We start from the raw sequence: 16,701 nt of genomic DNA on the forward strand, positions 1-16,701 counted from the left end.
TCCTTAACCGCCAAACTCGCGGCGAATGAGCTTGCCCTTGCGCAGGATGGCCACATCCCAGTATCCGTCCCGCCGTCTTAGAATCTTGCGCAGATCCGACACGGAACCAAGTTTGCGCTCATTGAGCTCGACGATGACATCGCCCTTCTTGAACCCGAAACGACGCGCCAGCGACCTTTTGACACCGGAGACCGCCACGCCCTCCACGGAAGACGGCAAGCCAAGCTCTTCAGCGACTGCAGGTGATATATTGACCACCTGCAGGCCGGTAAACGGTGACCTGCCCTTGATGACAGTGGTGTTGCGTGGCGGGTCTTCCGGCGCGGGCGTCAGTGAAACATCAGCCTTGAACCGTTTTGACTTGCGGCTGAAGACCACCCGGGACTCCTCACCAACAGGCAAGGTCGCAAATCGGAAACTGAATTCCTGAGCATTCTCGATCCGCTTGCCGGCCAGGCGCAACAACACATCGCCGCGTTTGATGCCGGCCTTTTTAAGCGGGCTGTCGGGGTGCAATTGTGAAACCAGCGCACCGCGCGGGCGGTTGAGCCCCAAGGCAGATGCCAGGTCGCTTGTCACATTCTGCAGATCGGCCCCGACCCAGGGCCGTGTGACCTTGGTGGCGCCGCTCAGTGACTGCTCTATGACGGAGCGCACCATGTTGACGGGAATAGCGAAACCGATGCCATTGGAGCCGCCGGAGCGTGAAAAAATGGCGGTGTTGATACCGATCAACCGACCGTTCATGTCCACCAGCGCACCCCCGGAATTGCCCGGGTTGATGGCCGCGTCGGTCTGTATGAAAAACTGATACGACGATACGCCGACACGGGTTCGCGCCAATGCCGAGACGATACCGCTTGTAACTGTCTGGCCGACACCGAACGGATTGCCAATGGCAAGGACGAGATCGCCCACTTCCAGCGCATCGGAATCACCCAGGGACAGAGGAACGAGCGGTTCGCCATCCGGTTTGATGCGCAGCACGGCCAGGTCGGTACGCTCATCGGTCAAGATGAGCTCGGCGTCAAATTCCCGCTTGTCGGACAGGACGACGCGGATTTCGGTTCCGTTCTTGATGACATGGTTGTTTGTGACGACAATGCCGGACGCATCCACGATCACGCCGGAGCCCAGTGAATTCTGGGCCCGCCTGCGCGGTCTGCCGCCAAACAGTTCATCACCGAAAAACCGGCGGAAAAACGGATCAGCCCCAAAAGGCTGGCGGCGGCCCTGGGTTTTCACGATGCGCTTGGCATAGACGTTGACCACACTCGGCGCGGTGGTCTTCACCACCGGCGAAAATGACATGGCAATGTCGCCACGTGACGCCGGTACCTGCTGAGCACTGGCGGGTCCCAATGCCAACATTACCGGCACCAGGGCAATTGCTGCATAAAACAACACTTGGCGGACAAACTGCATGATCGGAGAATCCTTGATTGCATAGAGACGAATTGTTGGCGCACCCTATCAAGACCGCAACAATTGGCCAACCATTCCCGGCAACTTGTCTGTATTTGTTATCCGGCAGAGGCGGTTTTCCCGGCTTCGATCAACTGCAGCAATTGCTGTAGTTTTTCCAGCGGTACGCCGATGTTTGAACCGCCATATTCAGGCAGGATCGCAGCATTTACGCCGACTACCCGGCCATTGCTGTCCATGACCGGTCCGCCGCTGCCGCCCTTGGCGGTATCTGCGTCATAGACAATCGTGGCCGCAGTGACTTTCGCCACGATTCCCTGGCTTGCCAGTGGCTGGATGAACGAACTCTCCGACAAGCGTTCCGCGACTTTCCAGAAATTGGTTTCGCCGGCTTCACGGATCTTCATGACGAACGCCTTGCCGGCCTGGGCAAGCATGGCCCTGAGCCCGGTCGGATAGCCCATCACGATAACGTTGTCGCCCGACGTGAGTTTGATGGAGGACAGCTCAAGGCCTGCTACTTCAGGCGACGCGCCGGTAAACTTCAACACGGCAACGTCGGCATCATCACTGGCGCGGACCAATTCGACCGGCAATGCTTCAACCCTGCCCGGCATGTACGCGACAAAGCGAGTGAACTCCGGCTGCAGTCCCCGTCCCCCGAAAGCACCTAGGTTGGCATCACTTTCCCACGGCAACGCAACATGCCGGTTGGTGACTATCCTGCCGCCTTCTGCGAGCACGAAACCGGTTCCGGTATAGCGTTTTTCGGCAATCGTTCCTTCACCATCCAGTGTCAGACGGGGATTGCCGCGTGCATCCACGACCGGCTTACCGTTCGGCCCGACAATGTAGCGCAGAAACCGGCCTGTCGATGTTTCCCTGAATGCGTAGGAGCCTTGCAGGAACATGACCGACGGTATTGCGGCGGCTATCGCTCGCGCACTTGCCTTGCGGGATTTTTCCAACACCTCGAGCCGACCGGTATTAGCGGTCAGGGTTTCATCGATCCGGTCGCGGAGCGTGTTCAGGTCCTGGGGTGTCAACGCCTGTTCGCGGGCCTGCGCCAGAGACTCGGCAAACTTCTCGATGTTGGCGCGCTCGCGGGCAAGGTCGCTCTGCAGCATCACATTGATCTTGTATTGCTGGTAGAGCAGCAATCCCAGACTGGTGAGCGCAGCAATCACACCGACTCGAAACAGGACCGTGGTCTGCCCGGCAAAACGTCTGAACATGCTTATCAGCGCCCGGCAAATTCTGGTGAACACAGGCTGTCGGCTGGTGCGGAGATAGGCCACCGCATCCGACAGGATTTCCGAAACCACCTTGCGGGGCTTTTCTTCGCCCCCGCACAGGCAGAACTGAGACATTGGCCCACTATCGCCGAATTCTATTACGTCCGCGCTTTGCAGAAGGTGTGATGAAACAAGTTTTCCATTGACCCACAATGGATGATCTCCGCGCGCCTCAATTTCATAGGATCCCGCAGCAAGATGGAGACGGGCAATTTCCTGCCCGCCTTCGGATCCTGATCGCGCCGGCGCTATGTGAATACGTTTGTTGGCCCGCAGATAGACATCAAGTGTCTCGCCATGCAATGTCGCTTGAACACCTTCGTCGCCACCGGTCAGATGGTCGAAGGTTGCGACAGGTTCTGTCGCGTTTTGCAGTTGCTCATCCATGGCAAGGCATGCCTTTCATCTTGCGAACGCCTTACCCCTCAACCAACAATTGGCGATTATGGCACATCCCTGTCAACCAATTGCACGCTAAGTTTACCGTCGATCCAGTTTTGTTGAAAGGATGATAGCAGACTCAGTGCGGGTAACGCCTTCGAGGATGCCTATCTGGTCAAGCACCTTGTCTATATGGTCCGTGGTCAACGCCCTTATCTGTGCGATCAGGTCAAACTTCCCGGATACCGTATGCAGAGTTTCAACCTGCGGCATGCGCACAAGCGCGCGGACAACATCCGCATTCATACGTGGCTCCACGGACAGCTCAACATGCGCCAGAATACCTTCTGCCGTTCCCTGGCTGGCGAGCCTGACGCCATATCCGGCAATGACCCCACTGATCTCCAGGCGCCTGAGCCTGTCCTGAATTGTAGTGCGGGACACGCCAAGCCTTCGGGCCAGTTCCGAAACCGGCATCCTGGCATTGGTTTGCAGCAGAGCAATCAGCTCTTCGTCTTTCTCGGTCACTCGCATAATCGTCATTCTATGCCTGAATACGGCATTTCGACGAAATATATGGCAAATGACGAAAAAAGTGCGTCTGTTTATCGCTCCCGCATGGCCTCATCATCTTATGTAACGCCGAATCAAACAGGTCCAGGAGCTCGAGATGGTATTAGCGCTGCAAACATCCCGCATCAGACCTTCAGTTGCCGCGCCTGCGAAATTTTACCGTGACAGCCTGGACGCTGCAGCAAACCTGGACTGCGAAGCCCCGGTACTGTGTTTTTCACCGGCCACTCTGACAGCGCGGGCAAACCTGTTCATCCAGGGATTTCCAGGCGAAGTCGCTTATGCCGTCAAGGCAAACCCGTGTCCGCAGGTCATGCAGGTGCTGGCCAGGGCAGGCATCGGCGTGTTCGACGTCGCCTCCACAATGGAAATGGAGACGATCGCCCGGAGTTGCCCGGGCGCCAAACTGCATTATCACAACCCGGTTAAATCGCGTGGTGAGATTGCAACCGCGTGGCATGCGTTCGGCTGCCGGAGGTTTGCCGCCGACAGCCATGAAGAGATCACCAAAATTTCCCAAACGATCGGTCCGGCAGGTGGAGCGGAAATTGCCATCCGGTTTTGCCTATCCTCACATGGCGCATCGGCGCATGATTTCTCAGGCAAGTTCGGCGTTGACGAAAAAACCGCGGCCGGGCTGATGAAGCATGCGGCTCAGTGTGGTTTTTCCCCCCTGCTCACGTTCCATCCCGGTTCGCAGTGCACAGACCCGCAGGTCTGGTGCAGTCACATTGAAGCAGCCGGGCGAATTGCAAGAGACGCAGGCATTGTACTTACACGGCTGAACGTGGGCGGCGGTTTTCCGGCCCGCTATTCCGCCAGTGCAGGCCCGGACCTGGCGACCTACTTCCAAACCATCCAGCACAGCGTCTCGAGCGTCTTCGGCAACAATCGGCCCGAACTTGAATGCGAACCCGGACGCAGCATTGCAGCGCCGGCCTTTTCCCTTCTCACCAGCGTCAAGCTGGTGCGTGAACGAACGGGCGACCTGTTTTTGAACGACGGAATTTACGGCGGCCTGCTGGAAGTCACCCAGGTGCCTGACCTGCTGCCGTTCTACCGGGTGCTGCGCAACGGACAGGTCGTTGTTGCTACAGATCAACGATCGTTTGCGGTATTCGGACCTACATGCGATCCGCTCGATGTCCTTCCGGTTACGCTCACCCTGCCGTCAGATATTCGCGAATCCGACATCATCGAGTTTGCCGGCATTGGTGCCTATGGCATGGCGACCGCGACGAGCTTCAACGGATATGGTTCCGTGTCACAGGTTACGGTTGAAACTGCCTATACCGGCTGATACCGCCGCTAACTCTTGACGTCGTCACGCCCCAGCACTGTCATCATCGTTGCGGACAGGGTGGCAATGCGCTTGCGCGAACCGTTATTCAGCGCGAACGCCTCACCTTCGCAGAACGTGATCGTTCGTCCGGGCTTGATGACCCTGCCTTCAAACATGAATGTCTGCCCTGCTGCCGGCGCAAGCAGGCTGGTCTTCAGCTCAACAGTCAGCACACCGGCATCTTCAGGCATCAGCGAAAAGGCGGCATAACCGCAGGCCGTATCCAGGACCGTGGTTGTAACGCCTGCATGAATGAACCCGTGCTGCTGGGTGAAGCGGTCATCATGAGCCATTTCCATGACAACCATTCCAGGTTCAACAGAAACCAGCCTGACCCCCATTGTTGCCAAGGCTGCCTGGCGGGCAAAGCTGTCCGCAACCCGTTGTGCATAGTCTGCTGTTTTTGGTGAAAGGCCGTTCATCCGGTCATGTTGCTTCATAGCCGGCAAAAAGAAAAGGCGGCTCCCGCAGGAACCGCCTGAAACTTTTCAATGCGGGTAAGACGATTATGCCGCTTCAGCTTCGCCTTCGTCAGCATCCTGGGTTGGACCTGAATCCAGCCCCTTGGCCGCCGGGTCACGGTCGACAAGTTCGATCACTGCCATCGGCGCGCTGTCACCATAGCGGAAACCGGCTTTCAGAACGCGTGTATATCCGCCATTGCGTTCGCCATAGCGAGCGCCCAGGACGTCAAACAACTTCTTGACCTGGTCTTCGTCGCGCACTTTCGACATGGCCTGACGGCGTGCATGCACGTCACCACGCTTGGCAAGCGTAATCAGCTTTTCAGCGATCGGCCGCAAGTCCTTGGCCTTGGGCAGAGTTGTGACAATCTGCTCATGCTTGATCAGCGCAGCCGCCATATTGGCAAACATTGCCTTGCGATGCGAGCTTGTGCGGTTGAGCTTGCGTCCGCTCTTTCCGTGGCGCATTGGCCTTCTCCTTGGATACTTACCTGCGGGGCAGCCTCGCGGCTGTCACCGATGAATTTCAATCAGTAGTGAGTCTCGAACTTTTTCGCCAGTTCCTCGATGTTCTCAGGCGGCCAGTTCTCGATATCCATGCCGAGATGCAGGCCCATCTGAGCCAGCACTTCCTTGATCTCGTTCAGTGACTTGCGGCCGAAGTTCGGAGTGCGCAGCATTTCGCCTTCCGTCTTCTGGATCAGGTCACCGATGTAAACGATGTTGTCGTTCTTCAGGCAGTTTGCCGAGCGAACAGACAGTTCCAGCTCATCGACCTTCTTAAGCAGGGCTGCGTTGAACTCCAGCTCCGGCTTTTCTTCCTCGGTGACAATCTGCTGGGGCTCTTCGAAGTTGATGAACACCTGCAGCTGATCCTGGAGGATACGGGCCGAATAGGCCACGGCATCTTCCGGCGTCATGGAACCATCGGTTTCGATGGTCATGATCAGCTTGTCATAATCCAGCACCTGGCCTTCACGGGTGTTCTCAACCTTGTAGGACACGCGCTTTACCGGGCTGTACAGGCTGTCGACCGGGATGAGGCCGATCGGAGCGTCTTCCGGGCGGTTGCGCTCTGCAGCAGCATAGCCCTTGCCCGTGTTGACAGTGAACTCCATGCGCACTTCTGCGCCGTCATCGAGCGTGCAGATCGGCAGGGTCGGGTTCAGGATCGTGATGTCACCGCTTTCCTCGATATCGCCTGCGGTAACAGCGCCCGGACCCTGCTTGCGCAATGTCAGGCGCTTGGGACCTTCGCCCTGCATGCCGACAGCGATTTCCTTGATGTTCAGCACGATATCGGTCACGTCCTCACGCACGCCGGCGATGGAGGAAAACTCATGCAGCACGCCATCAATCTGGACCGATGTTACTGCCGCGCCTTGCAATGACGACAGCAGTACACGGCGCAGGCTGTTGCCGAGCGTCATGCCAAAACCACGTTCAAGCGGTTCTGCAACCAGTGTCGCTGTACGACGGCGGTCACGGCCGGCATTCACGTCCAGCTTTATCGGCTTGATAAGATCTTGCCAGTTCTTAGTGTTCACGGTGTCGACCTCTGTGCAGTTGTGGGTATCTGGTGTCCGCGGATCGGACCAAGACCCCTGAATTCATATTGTGTCGGCAAACCGGGCTGGCCATCCAGCTGATTTGCCCAAGTTCTGGTTGCCCTATACGCGGCGACGCTTGGGTGGACGAACGCCATTGTGCGGAATAGGCGTAACGTCGCGGATCGATGTCACCTGAAGACCAACCGCCTGCAGCGCGCGAAGCGCTGACTCACGGCCTGAGCCCGGTCCGCAGACCTCGACCTCAATAGTCTTCATGCCGTGTTCCATTGCAATCTCGCCGGCCTGCTCCGCAGCGACCTGTGCTGCATAAGGCGTGGATTTGCGTGAACCCTTGAACTTCATCTTGCCGGCCGACGACCAGGCAATAGCATTGCCCTGTACATCGGTGATGGTGATCATGGTGTTGTTGAACGTGGAATTCACGTGGGCAACACCTGAGGAGATGTTCTTACGTTCCTTACGGCGCGTACGTGTTGGTTCTTTAGCCATCTAAAAATGCTTTCCGAGAAAGAAACTGGTTACTTCTTCTTGCCTGCAATCGCCTTGGCGGGTCCCTTGCGGGTGCGGGCATTTGTGTGAGTGCGCTGACCGCGAACCGGCAAGCCACGACGATGGCGCAAGCCACGGTAGCAGCCAAGGTCCATCAGGCGCTTGATGTTCATTGCTGTTTCACGACGCAAATCGCCCTCAACCATGTAGTCGCGGTCGATGGCTTCACGGATCTGGATCACTTCCGCATCCGTCAATTCGTTGACACGGCGCTCTGACGCGATGTTCACGGTTTCACAGATCTGCTTCGCGTAATTCGCGCCGATGCCGTGAATATACTGCAGCGCGATCACTACGCGCTTGTTCGTCGGAATGTTGACGCCTGCTATACGGGCCAAGACGCTATTCTCCTGCATACGGTCTGGCCTGACATATTGTCAGAAGTGCCAGCACCAAAACTGAACCAAAAAACGGATTGTTGATGCCTAACGGCAACAAGGCTCACCCCAAGCAGGCATAGTGCTACTTGCGGTCAGCCTGTCAGCAACCGGATTGGCGCAGTTTCTATGCCGGATTCCCCGGCACGTCAACCATTTAACCGCTATCCGATTGCTTACGACCCCTACCCGTTCAACACCTCCATGATCTGACGGGCAACTTCGTCCATATCCGCCATGCCATCAACACTGCGCAACGTACCTTTCGTTGCGTAATACTCGATCAGCGGCGCCGTCTGTGCATGATAAACATCAAGCCGTTTTTTCAGCGCCTCTGCATTGTCGTCGGCCCGCGGGCCGCCTTCCGTTTCAGCCGCACGTTTTTCAATGCGGTTGATCAATATTCCGTCGTTGACCTTAATCTCCACAACGGCGTCAAGCTCCAGCCCCTTCTCCGCCAACATGACGTCCAGGGCTTCGGCCTGCGACACATTGCGTGGAAACCCGTCGAGGATAAATCCGGCCGCGCAATCAGCATCTTCAATGCGGTCCGAGATAATGCCGACCACGATGTCATCCGGCACCAGTTCGCCACGGGCCATTGTATCCTTGGCTTTCAGGCCGATCGGCGTGCCCGCAGCAATAGCGGCGCGCAGCATGTCACCGGTGGACAATTGCTTCATGTTCTTGCCGGCCTCGATACGCTGCGCCTGCGTACCCTTGCCGGCGCCTGGAGGGCCGAGAAGGATTATGTTCACTTGCGCGATCCCCTGAGCTTGGTCTTCTTCATCAAGCCCTCATACTGCTGGGCCAGCAAATGCGACTGTACCTGAGACACGGTATCCATTGTAACGGACACGATGATCAGCAAAGACGTGCCGCCGAAATAGAACGGTATGGCCGCATATGAAGTCAGTATCTCCGGCAGCAGACAAACCGCCGCCAGGTACAGCGCACCAACCACCGTTATTCGGGTCAATACATAGTCAATATATTCCGCTGTGCGCTCACCCGGCCGGATTCCCGGTATGAACCCGCCATACTTTTTCAGGTTATCGGCTGTTTCCTTCGGATTGAACATGATCGCGGTATAGAAGAACGCGAAAAAGATGATCAGGCCAATATAAATCGCAAGGAACAATGGCTGACCACGACCCAACAGCGCATTGATGGTGTTGAGCCAGTCAGGACCACTGCCCTGGCTGAAATTCGACACCGTGATCGGCAACAACAGCAACGAAGATGCAAAGATCGGCGGGATAACACCTGCAGTGTTCAGTTTCAGCGGCAGATGGGACGGGTCAACATTCTGGATCTGGTTGCCGACCTGGCGCTTGGGATACTTGACCAGCAACCTGCGCTGCGCCCGCTCCATGAACACGATCACGGCAATGGTCACCAGGGCAAGAATGATGATGCCGATAATCAGGAATGTCGACATCTGGCCGGTGCGGCCAAGTTCAAGAATGGCTGCAATGGCTGACGGCAGTCCGGCGATAATGCCGGCAAAGATGATCAGCGAAATACCGTTGCCGATACCGCGAGCCGTGATCTGTTCACCCAGCCACATCAGGAACACGGTGCCGCCGGTCAGGGTAATAACCGCGGAAATCCGGAAATACCAGCCAGGATCAATCACTGCATTTCCCTGGCTTTCGAGGCCGACAGCTATACCATAGGCCTGCAACGCCGCCAGAATGACGGTTCCGTAGCGGGTATACTGGTTGATTTTCTTGCGGCCCTGCTCGCCTTCCTTCTTGAGTTGCTCAAGATGAGGACTGACGGTGGTCATCAGCTGGATGATGATCGAGGCCGAAATGTAAGGCATGATATTGAGGGCGAAAATCGCCATGCGGCCAAGCGCACCACCGGCCAAGCCGTTGATCCAGCCGAGAATACCGGAAGAGTTCTGCTGCACAAGGCGCGCAAGCTCATTGGCATCGACACCGGGGATCGGAATATAGGTACCCAGCCGGTATACCACCAGGGCTGCCAGTGTGAACCAGATACGTTTCTTGAGGTCTTCTGCTTTTGCGAAAGATGCGAAGCTCAGATTTGCTGCAAGTTGCTCAACAGCGGATGCCATTCGGGATTCCTTATCCGTGTACCTGACCAGTGTTGGTGATCAATATCGGCACGCAACCGCTTGATCACAAGCACCAAGTTATCACAAAGGCCCGTTTTGCGAGGTCAGGCCTTGGCTTTTTCTTCCACCACCGGCTTTTCTTCGATCAAGTTCACCTTACCACCGGCCTTTTCAACAGCCGCAGCTGCAGATTTGGTAGCGTGGTTGACATGCAGATCGAGCTTGGCCTTGAGTTCACCCTTGCCGAGAACGCGGACACCATCAAGCGGCTTCGACACAACACCGGCAGCAATCAGTGCCGCCAGGTCGACAGGCTTTTTGATATCAAGTTTCTTGGCATCAACCGCAGCCTGAAGGCGGCTCAGATTGACTTCATTGAACGACAACCGGTTCGGCTTGGTAAAGCCGCGCTTGGGCAACCGCCGGTAGATCGGCATCTGACCGCCTTCAAAGCCGAACTTTGGCCCACCTGCGCGCGATCCCTGACCCTTGTGGCCACGACCCGCGGTCTTGCCCTTGCCGGAGCCAATACCACGGCCAACACGTGTGCGCTCTTTGCGGGCGCCCGGATTGTCTGCAATTTCGTTGAGCTTCATTGTCTTTGCTTCTCTATTCTGTGTTTGATCGCGTGTGCGAAAAGTCTTTACTGACTGTCCACAACGCGAACAAGGTGTGCAACCTTGGCAATCATGCCGCGAACAGCCGGCGTGTCTTCCAGAGTGCGCTGGCGGTTCATCTTGTTGAGACCCAGGCCAACAAGAGTGGCGCGCTGATCACCCGGACGGCGAAGCGGTGATCCAATCTGCTGGACAGTGACGGTCTTTTTATCCTTGGCCATGATATTCCTCAATCAACCATTTATAAGTCGGCGCAGCTCCGCCGGATCAATCTGCTGAGATCTCGCCATCCTTACGGCGTGAAATGATATCAGACACCTTCTTGCCGCGACGTGCAGCAACCGAACGCGGGCTGGTCTCGTGCTTGAGCGCATCAAAAGTTGCGCGAACCATGTTGTACGGGTTCGAGGTTCCGATTGATTTTGCAACAACGTCCTGCATGCCAACACTTTCGAAAACAGCACGCATCGGGCCGCCGGCGATGATACCGGTACCGGCAGGTGCCGAACGAAGCACGACACGACCGGCGCCGTGGCGACCGGCGACATCGTGATGCAGGGTCCGGCCTTCGCGCAGCGGAACACGGATCATCTCGCGTTTGGCGCTTTCGGTAGCCTTGCGGATTGCCTCAGGTACCTCTCGCGCCTTGCCGTGACCAAAGCCGACACGGCCCTTCTGGTCTCCAACAACAACGAGAGCGGCAAAGCCGAACCTGCGGCCACCCTTAACAACCTTGGCGACACGGTTGATGTGGACGAGCTTGTCGACAAACTCATTGTCCTGATCCCGGTCCCGGCGTTCGCGTTCTCTAGCCATGTAAATATACCTGCTTCTCAGTCAAAATTGTTAGAACTTCAGACCGCCTTCGCGGGCTGCGTCAGCCAGGGTCTTGACCCGGCCATGATAAAGATATCCGCCACGGTCGAAAACAACCGCTTCCACGCCCGCCTTCTTTGCCCGTTCGGCAACCAGCTTGCCGACAGCCGCTGCCGCGGCCGAATCAGCTCCGGTTTTCAAAGACCCGCGCAGGTCCTTCTCAAGCGTTGAGGCAGCGGCAACGGTTACACCCTTCACATCGTCGATGACCTGCACCGAGATGTTCTTGTGTGACCGGGTCACGCTGAGACGCGGACGGCCATTGTTGTTGGCCTTCAGTTCCCGGCGGACGCGCTGCTTGCGGCGCTCACTAATCGTCAGTTTTCCAGACATTGTCTTAAAGCCCTTCAGCTCAACCGTTACTTCTTCTTGCCTTCCTTGCGGAAGATCGTCTCATCGGCGTACTTGACGCCTTTACCCTTGTAAGGCTCCGGCGGACGCCATGCCCGTATTTCGGCAGCAACCTGGCCGACACGCTGCTTGTCGATACCCGACACGACGATTTCCGTCGGTTTCGGCACCTTGATGTCGATGCCCTGCGGGATCGCGTAAACCACATCATGGCTGTAACCCAGATTGAGTTGCAGGCCCTGACCCTGGAGCGCGGCACGATAACCAACACCGTTGATTTCGAGCGTCTTGGTGAACCCGTCCGTTACACCGGTGATCAGGTTCGCGATCAAGGTACGAGACAGGCCCCACGCAGAGCGCGCCGGCTTGGTCTGGTCAACGGGAGATACACTGATCTCGTCGTTCTCATGCTTGACACTGACCAGGTCAACCAACTGAGTTTGCATCTCACCCTTGGGTCCCTTGACCGTGATGGTCTGGCCCTCAAGGGTAACGGTTACACCACTTGGCACCGGTACCGGTTTTTTACCAATACGAGACATGGGCTTCCTTGCCTCCGATCCTTAATTCAACTGTCACCTGCCCCCAATGGGCATCAACAGAAACAACAACAAATAGCGTGTATCGCCTGCAGCCTTAAAAGACCGTGCAGAGAACCTCGCCACCAACATTATTTTCACGTGCCTGGCTGTCAGACATGACACCCTTTGACGTGGACATGATCGCCACACCGAGGCCGTTATAGATCGTCGGCAACTCGCCGACAGATGCATATACGCGACGGCCCGGCTTGGATACGCGCTTGATTTCGCGAATGCCCGGCTCACCGTCAAAATACTTCAGCTCGACTTCAAGCTCTGCCTGGCCGGTTGTGCGCTCGGTTACTGCGAATCCGCGAATGTAACCTTCAGACTGCAATACTTCCAGCACACGCTCACGCAGACGCGATGACGGGCTTGCCACTTTGGACTTGCCACGCTGCTGCGCATTGCGGATGCGGGTCAACATATCGCCGATTGGATCCGTGACGTTCATTTTTTGCTCTTTCCTCTAGAACCTTGGCGTGCCGTTACCAGCTCGACTTGACCACACCGGGGATCAACCCCTGGTTGGCCAGATCACGCAATGCAATTCGAGACATGGCCATCTTGCGATAATACCCGCGCGGACGACCGGACACTTCACAACGGTTGCGCACCCGGATGGCGGCGGAGTTGCGAGGCAATTCAGCCAGCTTCAGGCGTGCCGCAAAACGCTCTTCCATCGGCAGCGACTTGTCGTTGGCGATAGCACGAAGCTGCGCGCGTTTGCCGGCATACTGCTTCACCAGACGCTTGCGGCGGTTGTTCTTCTCAATTGCACTTTTCTTTGCCATGAGTTCTTCCGTTTCCTTGTTCTTCTCGTTGTCCTACGCCGCAGCCTGCTGACCCTGGCGTATACGGAACGGGAAGTTGAATGCCGCCAGCAACGCCCGAGCTTCGTCGTTGGTGTTTGCTGTCGTGCAAATTACGATGTCCAGTCCCCACATGCGGTCGATTTTGTCGTAATCGATTTCCGGGAACACGATGTGCTCTTTCAGGCCGGTTGCATAATTGCCGCGGCCGTCAAAGCTCTGGTCTGAAAGACCACGAAAGTCACGAACGCGCGGCAGTGCGATATTGATGTAGCGGTCCAGAAATTCGTACATCTGCTGCTTGCGCAGGGTAACCTTCACACCAATGTCCATGCCTTCACGCAACTTGAATGTCGCGATCGACTTGCGGGCCTTGGTGACGGTGACTTTCTGACCGGCGATCTTGGTCAATTCTTCGGCGGCCACCTTGACCAGCTTGGAATCGCCAACGGCATCTCCGACACCCATGTTCAGCACGACCTTGTCGAGCTTCGGCACCTGCATCGGGTTTGTATAGCCGAACTGTTCGATCAGCTTTGCGCGAATCTCGTCGTCATAGAGCTTGCGCAGGCGTGGTACATATACATCAGCCATCGATCACCTCCCCGGAGCGCCTGGCGACCCGGACTTTCTTACCGTCGTCGAGAACCTTGAACCCGACGCGTGTTGCCTTGCCGTCCTTCGGATCAATGTGCGCCAGATTGGACACATGGATGGACAACTCCTTGCTGACGATGCCACCTTCTTGAGCACCGGTCTGCTTCTGGTGTTTACGTGCAACATTCACACCGCTTACAACGGCACGATTTTCCTTCGGAAAGATCTTGAGCACGTCACCGGACTTGCCCTTGTCCTTGCCGGCGACCACGATCACGCGATCACCCTTTTTCAATTTCAGTTTCACAGCCATCACAGCACCTCCGGTGCAAGCGAAATAATCTTCATGTGGTTGCGGCCACGCAGTTCACGGGGAACGGGACCGAAAATACGGGTTCCAACCGGCTCACCCTGGTTGTTGATCAACACAGCGGCGTTGCGGTCAAAACGAATTGCAGAGCCATCACCACGCTGGATATCTTTCGCGGTGCGGACGACGACCGCCTTCATCACGGCGCCCTTCTTGACGCGGCCGCGCGGAATGGCATCCTTGATGGATACGACGATGATATCGCCGACGCGCGCATATTTACGCTTCGAACCGCCCAGTACCTTGATGCACTGGACGCGGCGAGCGCCGGAATTGTCGGCGACGTCGAGATTTGTTTCTACCTGGATCATGGCTTCATCCGTTGTTCTTGATGCCCGTTCGCCCTGTCGTTCTGATCAGCGGCGCAGCAGCACGTTCAAATTCTGTTGTCAGACCTATTCGACGACAAGCGCCCAGGTCTTGCTGCGCGACATCGGACGACATTCTTCGATACGAACGATGTCCCCTGTCTTTGCAGAGTTTGCTTCATCATGTGCATGGTACTTCTTGGTACGGCGCACGGTCTTTTTCATCATCGGGTGGGTGAAACGGCGTTCGACACGAACCACGATGGTCTTGTCGTTTTTGTCGCTTACCACGACACCCTGTAGAATACGTTTGGGCATGGGCTCGAAACTCCAATCAATTCGCTGGTGCAGCGACAGCGCGTGAACGCTGTGCCGTCTTGATGCGGGCAATGTCGCGGCGCACCTGGCGAACCCGCGCGGTATTGTCGATCTGACCCGACGCCTTCTGGAAGCGCAGGTTGAACTGCTCCTTCTTCAGCTTGAGCAGCTCATCCTTGAGCTGGTCGTCGGTCATCTGTGTCACTTCACTGGCTTTCATGGCCTTACCTCAAATCCAATCGCTTAACGCTTCACTCACCAAGGCGCGCAACAAACCGCGTCTTGATAGGCAGCTTCGCTGCAGCCAGCGTCATGGCTTCCTGCGCGATTTCGCGCGATACACCATCAACTTCAAACATTATGCGGCCCGGATGAACCCGCGCGCACCAGTATTCTACGGAGCCTTTACCCTTACCCATGCGGACTTCGGTAGGCTTCTTTGAAACCGGCAGGTCAGGAAAAATCCGGATCCAGACACGACCGGCACGTTTCATGTGACGGGTCATGGCGCGACGTGCCGCTTCGATCTGGCGCGCGGTCACGCGGGCAGGTTCCTGGGCCTTCAGGCCAAAGGTGCCGAAGTTCAACTCATATCCGCCCTTGGCAACACCGCTGATGCGGCCTTTGTGTGCCTTGCGGAACTTTGTGCGTTTTGGCTGCAGCATTGTACTGTTTCCTGCTTAATCCAATTAATCTTCGGTTCTAACGACGCGCGTCGTCGCGGTCGCGGCGCGGGCGTGGTCCCCCGCCTTCCTGCATTGCCTGAATCCGCTTGTCCTGCGCCATCGGGTCATGCTCAAGGATTTCGCCCTTGAAGATCCAGACCTTGATGCCGTTGGTGCCGTAAGCGGTGTGTGCGGTCGCAACACCGTAATCGACATCGGCACGCAGTGTGTGAAGCGGCACACGGCCTTCGCGATACCACTCGGTACGAGCGATTTCAGCGCCGCCGAGACGGCCTGAACAGGTAATACGAATGCCTTCGGCGCCCATGCGCATGGCAGACTGCACCGCGCGTTTCATGGCCCGGCGGAATGCGATACGGCGCTCAAGCTGCTGCGCGATATTGTCGGCGACCAGGTTGGCGTCGATTTCAGGCTTGCGCACTTCAACAATGTTGAGGTGAACTTCGCTGTCGGTCATGGCAGACACATCACGGCGCAGCTTTTCGATGTCCGCACCCTTCTTGCCAATGACCACACCGGGGCGAGCCGAATAGATCGTCACGCGGCACTTCTTGTGCGGACGCTCGATGATGATGCGCGAGATACCGGCCTGTTTCAGCTTCTCACGCAGATATTCGCGAATGCGGAAATCTTCGTGCAGGAGCTTGGCGTATTCGGTTCCATCAGCGAACCAGCGGCTGTCCCAGGTACGGTTGATACCGAGGCGGAAACCAATCGGATTGACTTTCTGACCCATCAGACGGCCTCCTCGACCTGGCGCACGATAATCGTGATTTCACTGAAGAATTTCTCGATCTTGCCAACGCGGCCACGGGCACGTGGCTTGAAGCGCTTCATGACCATCTTCTTTCCAACATAGGCTTCCGACACAATGAGCTCGTTGATATCGAGATCATGATTGTTTTCAGCGTTCGCAATGGCCGATTCCAGCGTCTTCTTCACATCGCCGGCAATCCGGCGGCGCGAGAAGGTGAGATCTGCCAGTGCGGCTTCGACCTTCTTGCCGCGAATGATCGTGGCAATATCGTTCAGCTTGCGCGGGCTGACACGCAGGTTGCGCGTTACGGCCTTTGCTTCGTTGTCCGGAAGGACGCGTGCTCTGGATGCTTTACCCATCTGCCC

26 protein-coding genes are annotated in these 16,701 nt (G+C 56.7%); 1 reads left to right on the top strand and 25 read right to left on the bottom strand.

All coding sequences use genetic code 11. The annotated features are described in order from the left end of the window. Positions 1-3 precede the first annotated feature (3 nt). From DHN55_RS21845 to DHN55_RS21855, 3 genes are all read right to left on the bottom strand, one after another. A complete protein-coding gene (locus DHN55_RS21845) occupies positions 4-1,425 on the bottom strand; it encodes a Do family serine endopeptidase (protein WP_108883688.1) in 1,422 nt (473 codons plus the stop codon). Between the two features lie 98 nt (positions 1,426-1,523). After that, positions 1,524-3,107: a trypsin-like peptidase domain-containing protein gene (locus DHN55_RS21850; RefSeq protein WP_108883689.1), complete on the bottom strand. Its 1,584-nt coding sequence runs from the start codon at positions 3,105-3,107 to the stop codon at positions 1,524-1,526. A gap of 93 nt (positions 3,108-3,200) precedes the next feature. After that, on the bottom strand, positions 3,201-3,635 hold the full coding sequence (locus DHN55_RS21855; protein WP_108883735.1) for an Lrp/AsnC ligand binding domain-containing protein: 435 nt from the start codon (positions 3,633-3,635) through the stop codon (positions 3,201-3,203). A gap of 136 nt (positions 3,636-3,771) precedes the next feature. Here DHN55_RS21855 and DHN55_RS21860 point away from each other — a divergent pair, with 136 nt between their 5' ends. Next, on the top strand, positions 3,772-4,974 hold the full coding sequence (locus DHN55_RS21860) for an ornithine decarboxylase (RefSeq protein WP_108883690.1): 1,203 nt from the start codon (positions 3,772-3,774) through the stop codon (positions 4,972-4,974). An 8-nt stretch (positions 4,975-4,982) separates the two neighbouring features. Here DHN55_RS21860 and DHN55_RS21865 read toward each other — a convergent pair whose 3' ends face one another. The 22 genes from DHN55_RS21865 to rplV all read right to left on the bottom strand — a co-directional run bounded on the left by DHN55_RS21865 (position 4,983) and on the right by rplV (position 16,695). Beyond that, positions 4,983-5,438: a hotdog domain-containing protein gene (locus DHN55_RS21865; protein WP_108883691.1), complete on the bottom strand. Its 456-nt coding sequence runs from the start codon at positions 5,436-5,438 to the stop codon at positions 4,983-4,985. An 84-nt stretch (positions 5,439-5,522) separates the two neighbouring features. Next, complete coding sequence (rplQ, locus tag DHN55_RS21870; protein ID WP_108883692.1) at positions 5,523-5,948, bottom strand: 50S ribosomal protein L17; 426 nt, start codon at positions 5,946-5,948, stop codon at positions 5,523-5,525. A 62-nt stretch (positions 5,949-6,010) separates the two neighbouring features. After that, positions 6,011-7,027 carry a DNA-directed RNA polymerase subunit alpha gene (locus DHN55_RS21875; RefSeq protein ID WP_108883693.1) on the bottom strand — a complete coding sequence of 339 codons (1,017 nt, stop codon included), beginning with the start codon at positions 7,025-7,027 and terminating at the stop codon, positions 6,011-6,013. A gap of 123 nt (positions 7,028-7,150) precedes the next feature. Then, the gene (rpsK, locus tag DHN55_RS21880) at positions 7,151-7,540 is read right to left on the bottom strand and encodes a 30S ribosomal protein S11 (protein WP_108883694.1); all 390 of its coding nucleotides are present in this window, start codon (positions 7,538-7,540) and stop codon (positions 7,151-7,153) included. Positions 7,541-7,569: 29 nt separating this feature from the next. Next, on the bottom strand, positions 7,570-7,938 hold the full coding sequence (gene rpsM / locus DHN55_RS21885) for a 30S ribosomal protein S13 (protein ID WP_108883695.1): 369 nt from the start codon (positions 7,936-7,938) through the stop codon (positions 7,570-7,572). Between the two features lie 224 nt (positions 7,939-8,162). After that, on the bottom strand, positions 8,163-8,735 hold the full coding sequence (locus DHN55_RS21890; RefSeq protein WP_108883696.1) for an adenylate kinase: 573 nt from the start codon (positions 8,733-8,735) through the stop codon (positions 8,163-8,165). Next, positions 8,732-10,063, bottom strand: coding sequence for a preprotein translocase subunit SecY (gene secY, locus DHN55_RS21895; protein WP_108883697.1), 1,332 nt, complete (start codon positions 10,061-10,063; stop codon positions 8,732-8,734). Before secY ends, DHN55_RS21890 begins: the two co-directional genes overlap by 4 nt. Positions 10,064-10,167: 104 nt before the next feature. Continuing rightward, entirely contained in the window at positions 10,168-10,659 is a 492-nt protein-coding gene (rplO, locus tag DHN55_RS21900) for a 50S ribosomal protein L15 (RefSeq protein ID WP_108883698.1), read from the bottom strand. Positions 10,660-10,706: 47 nt separating this feature from the next. Continuing rightward, the gene (gene rpmD / locus DHN55_RS21905; protein WP_108883699.1) at positions 10,707-10,901 is read right to left on the bottom strand and encodes a 50S ribosomal protein L30; all 195 of its coding nucleotides are present in this window, start codon (positions 10,899-10,901) and stop codon (positions 10,707-10,709) included. Between the two features lie 46 nt (positions 10,902-10,947). Then, a complete protein-coding gene (gene rpsE / locus DHN55_RS21910; protein ID WP_108883700.1) occupies positions 10,948-11,496 on the bottom strand; it encodes a 30S ribosomal protein S5 in 549 nt (182 codons plus the stop codon). 30 nt (positions 11,497-11,526) lie between these two features. Next, positions 11,527-11,889: a 50S ribosomal protein L18 gene (gene rplR / locus DHN55_RS21915; protein ID WP_108883701.1), complete on the bottom strand. Its 363-nt coding sequence runs from the start codon at positions 11,887-11,889 to the stop codon at positions 11,527-11,529. Positions 11,890-11,915: 26 nt separating this feature from the next. Further along, positions 11,916-12,449, bottom strand: coding sequence for a 50S ribosomal protein L6 (gene rplF, locus DHN55_RS21920; protein ID WP_108883702.1), 534 nt, complete (start codon positions 12,447-12,449; stop codon positions 11,916-11,918). Positions 12,450-12,543: 94 nt separating this feature from the next. Continuing rightward, positions 12,544-12,942, bottom strand: a complete 399-nt coding sequence (rpsH, locus tag DHN55_RS21925; protein ID WP_108883703.1) for a 30S ribosomal protein S8 — start codon at positions 12,940-12,942, stop codon at positions 12,544-12,546. 34 nt (positions 12,943-12,976) lie between these two features. Next, the gene (rpsN, locus tag DHN55_RS21930) at positions 12,977-13,282 is read right to left on the bottom strand and encodes a 30S ribosomal protein S14 (RefSeq protein ID WP_108883704.1); all 306 of its coding nucleotides are present in this window, start codon (positions 13,280-13,282) and stop codon (positions 12,977-12,979) included. 33 nt (positions 13,283-13,315) lie between these two features. Then, complete coding sequence (rplE, locus tag DHN55_RS21935; protein ID WP_108883705.1) at positions 13,316-13,894, bottom strand: 50S ribosomal protein L5; 579 nt, start codon at positions 13,892-13,894, stop codon at positions 13,316-13,318. Beyond that, positions 13,887-14,204, bottom strand: a complete 318-nt coding sequence (gene rplX, locus DHN55_RS21940; protein ID WP_108883736.1) for a 50S ribosomal protein L24 — start codon at positions 14,202-14,204, stop codon at positions 13,887-13,889. The genes rplE and rplX overlap by 8 nt, the downstream gene beginning before the upstream one ends. 5 nt (positions 14,205-14,209) lie before the next feature. Continuing rightward, on the bottom strand, positions 14,210-14,578 hold the full coding sequence (gene rplN, locus DHN55_RS21945; RefSeq protein ID WP_108883706.1) for a 50S ribosomal protein L14: 369 nt from the start codon (positions 14,576-14,578) through the stop codon (positions 14,210-14,212). A gap of 84 nt (positions 14,579-14,662) precedes the next feature. Then, entirely contained in the window at positions 14,663-14,893 is a 231-nt protein-coding gene (gene rpsQ / locus DHN55_RS21950; RefSeq protein ID WP_108883707.1) for a 30S ribosomal protein S17, read from the bottom strand. Positions 14,894-14,909: 16 nt separating this feature from the next. After that, complete coding sequence (rpmC, locus tag DHN55_RS21955; protein ID WP_108883708.1) at positions 14,910-15,113, bottom strand: 50S ribosomal protein L29; 204 nt, start codon at positions 15,111-15,113, stop codon at positions 14,910-14,912. A 31-nt stretch (positions 15,114-15,144) separates the two neighbouring features. After that, positions 15,145-15,558, bottom strand: coding sequence for a 50S ribosomal protein L16 (rplP, locus tag DHN55_RS21960; RefSeq protein ID WP_108883709.1), 414 nt, complete (start codon positions 15,556-15,558; stop codon positions 15,145-15,147). 37 nt (positions 15,559-15,595) lie between these two features. Then, positions 15,596-16,315: a 30S ribosomal protein S3 gene (gene rpsC, locus DHN55_RS21965; protein ID WP_108883710.1), complete on the bottom strand. Its 720-nt coding sequence runs from the start codon at positions 16,313-16,315 to the stop codon at positions 15,596-15,598. Next, complete coding sequence (gene rplV, locus DHN55_RS21970) at positions 16,315-16,695, bottom strand: 50S ribosomal protein L22 (protein ID WP_108883711.1); 381 nt, start codon at positions 16,693-16,695, stop codon at positions 16,315-16,317. The genes rpsC and rplV overlap by 1 nt, the downstream gene beginning before the upstream one ends. Positions 16,696-16,701 lie beyond the last annotated feature (6 nt).

Origin of the sequence: Anderseniella sp. Alg231-50 (assembly GCF_900149695.1) — a bacterium.
In the GTDB taxonomy this organism is placed as follows: Bacteria; Pseudomonadota; Alphaproteobacteria; order Rhizobiales; family Aestuariivirgaceae; genus Anderseniella.

Excerpts from the sequence above, each read along its gene's own strand:
- DHN55_RS21845 (WP_108883688.1), bottom strand. The coding sequence starts at position 1,425 with ATGCAGTTTGTCCGCCAAGTGTTGTTTTATGCAGCAATTGCCCTGGTG.
- DHN55_RS21850 (WP_108883689.1), bottom strand. The coding sequence starts at position 3,107 with ATGGATGAGCAACTGCAAAACGCGACAGAACCTGTCGCAACCTTCGAC.
- DHN55_RS21855 (WP_108883735.1), bottom strand. The coding sequence starts at position 3,635 with ATGCGAGTGACCGAGAAAGACGAAGAGCTGATTGCTCTGCTGCAAACC.
- DHN55_RS21860 (WP_108883690.1), top strand. The coding sequence starts at position 3,772 with ATGGTATTAGCGCTGCAAACATCCCGCATCAGACCTTCAGTTGCCGCG.
- DHN55_RS21865 (WP_108883691.1), bottom strand. The coding sequence starts at position 5,438 with ATGAACGGCCTTTCACCAAAAACAGCAGACTATGCACAACGGGTTGCG.
- rplQ (WP_108883692.1), bottom strand. The coding sequence starts at position 5,948 with ATGCGCCACGGAAAGAGCGGACGCAAGCTCAACCGCACAAGCTCGCAT.
- rpsK (WP_108883694.1), bottom strand. The coding sequence starts at position 7,540 with ATGGCTAAAGAACCAACACGTACGCGCCGTAAGGAACGTAAGAACATC.
- secY (WP_108883697.1), bottom strand. The coding sequence starts at position 10,063 with ATGGCATCCGCTGTTGAGCAACTTGCAGCAAATCTGAGCTTCGCATCT.
- rplO (WP_108883698.1), bottom strand. The coding sequence starts at position 10,659 with ATGAAGCTCAACGAAATTGCAGACAATCCGGGCGCCCGCAAAGAGCGC.
- rpmD (WP_108883699.1), bottom strand. The coding sequence starts at position 10,901 with ATGGCCAAGGATAAAAAGACCGTCACTGTCCAGCAGATTGGATCACCG.
- rpsE (WP_108883700.1), bottom strand. The coding sequence starts at position 11,496 with ATGGCTAGAGAACGCGAACGCCGGGACCGGGATCAGGACAATGAGTTT.
- rplR (WP_108883701.1), bottom strand. The coding sequence starts at position 11,889 with ATGTCTGGAAAACTGACGATTAGTGAGCGCCGCAAGCAGCGCGTCCGC.
- rplF (WP_108883702.1), bottom strand. The coding sequence starts at position 12,449 with ATGTCTCGTATTGGTAAAAAACCGGTACCGGTGCCAAGTGGTGTAACC.
- rpsH (WP_108883703.1), bottom strand. The coding sequence starts at position 12,942 with ATGAACGTCACGGATCCAATCGGCGATATGTTGACCCGCATCCGCAAT.
- rpsN (WP_108883704.1), bottom strand. The coding sequence starts at position 13,282 with ATGGCAAAGAAAAGTGCAATTGAGAAGAACAACCGCCGCAAGCGTCTG.
- rplE (WP_108883705.1), bottom strand. The coding sequence starts at position 13,894 with ATGGCTGATGTATATGTACCACGCCTGCGCAAGCTCTATGACGACGAG.
- rplN (WP_108883706.1), bottom strand. The coding sequence starts at position 14,578 with ATGATCCAGGTAGAAACAAATCTCGACGTCGCCGACAATTCCGGCGCT.
- rpsQ (WP_108883707.1), bottom strand. The coding sequence starts at position 14,893 with ATGCCCAAACGTATTCTACAGGGTGTCGTGGTAAGCGACAAAAACGAC.
- rpmC (WP_108883708.1), bottom strand. The coding sequence starts at position 15,113 with ATGAAAGCCAGTGAAGTGACACAGATGACCGACGACCAGCTCAAGGAT.
- rplP (WP_108883709.1), bottom strand. The coding sequence starts at position 15,558 with ATGCTGCAGCCAAAACGCACAAAGTTCCGCAAGGCACACAAAGGCCGC.
- rpsC (WP_108883710.1), bottom strand. The coding sequence starts at position 16,315 with ATGGGTCAGAAAGTCAATCCGATTGGTTTCCGCCTCGGTATCAACCGT.
- rplV (WP_108883711.1), bottom strand. The coding sequence starts at position 16,695 with ATGGGTAAAGCATCCAGAGCACGCGTCCTTCCGGACAACGAAGCAAAG.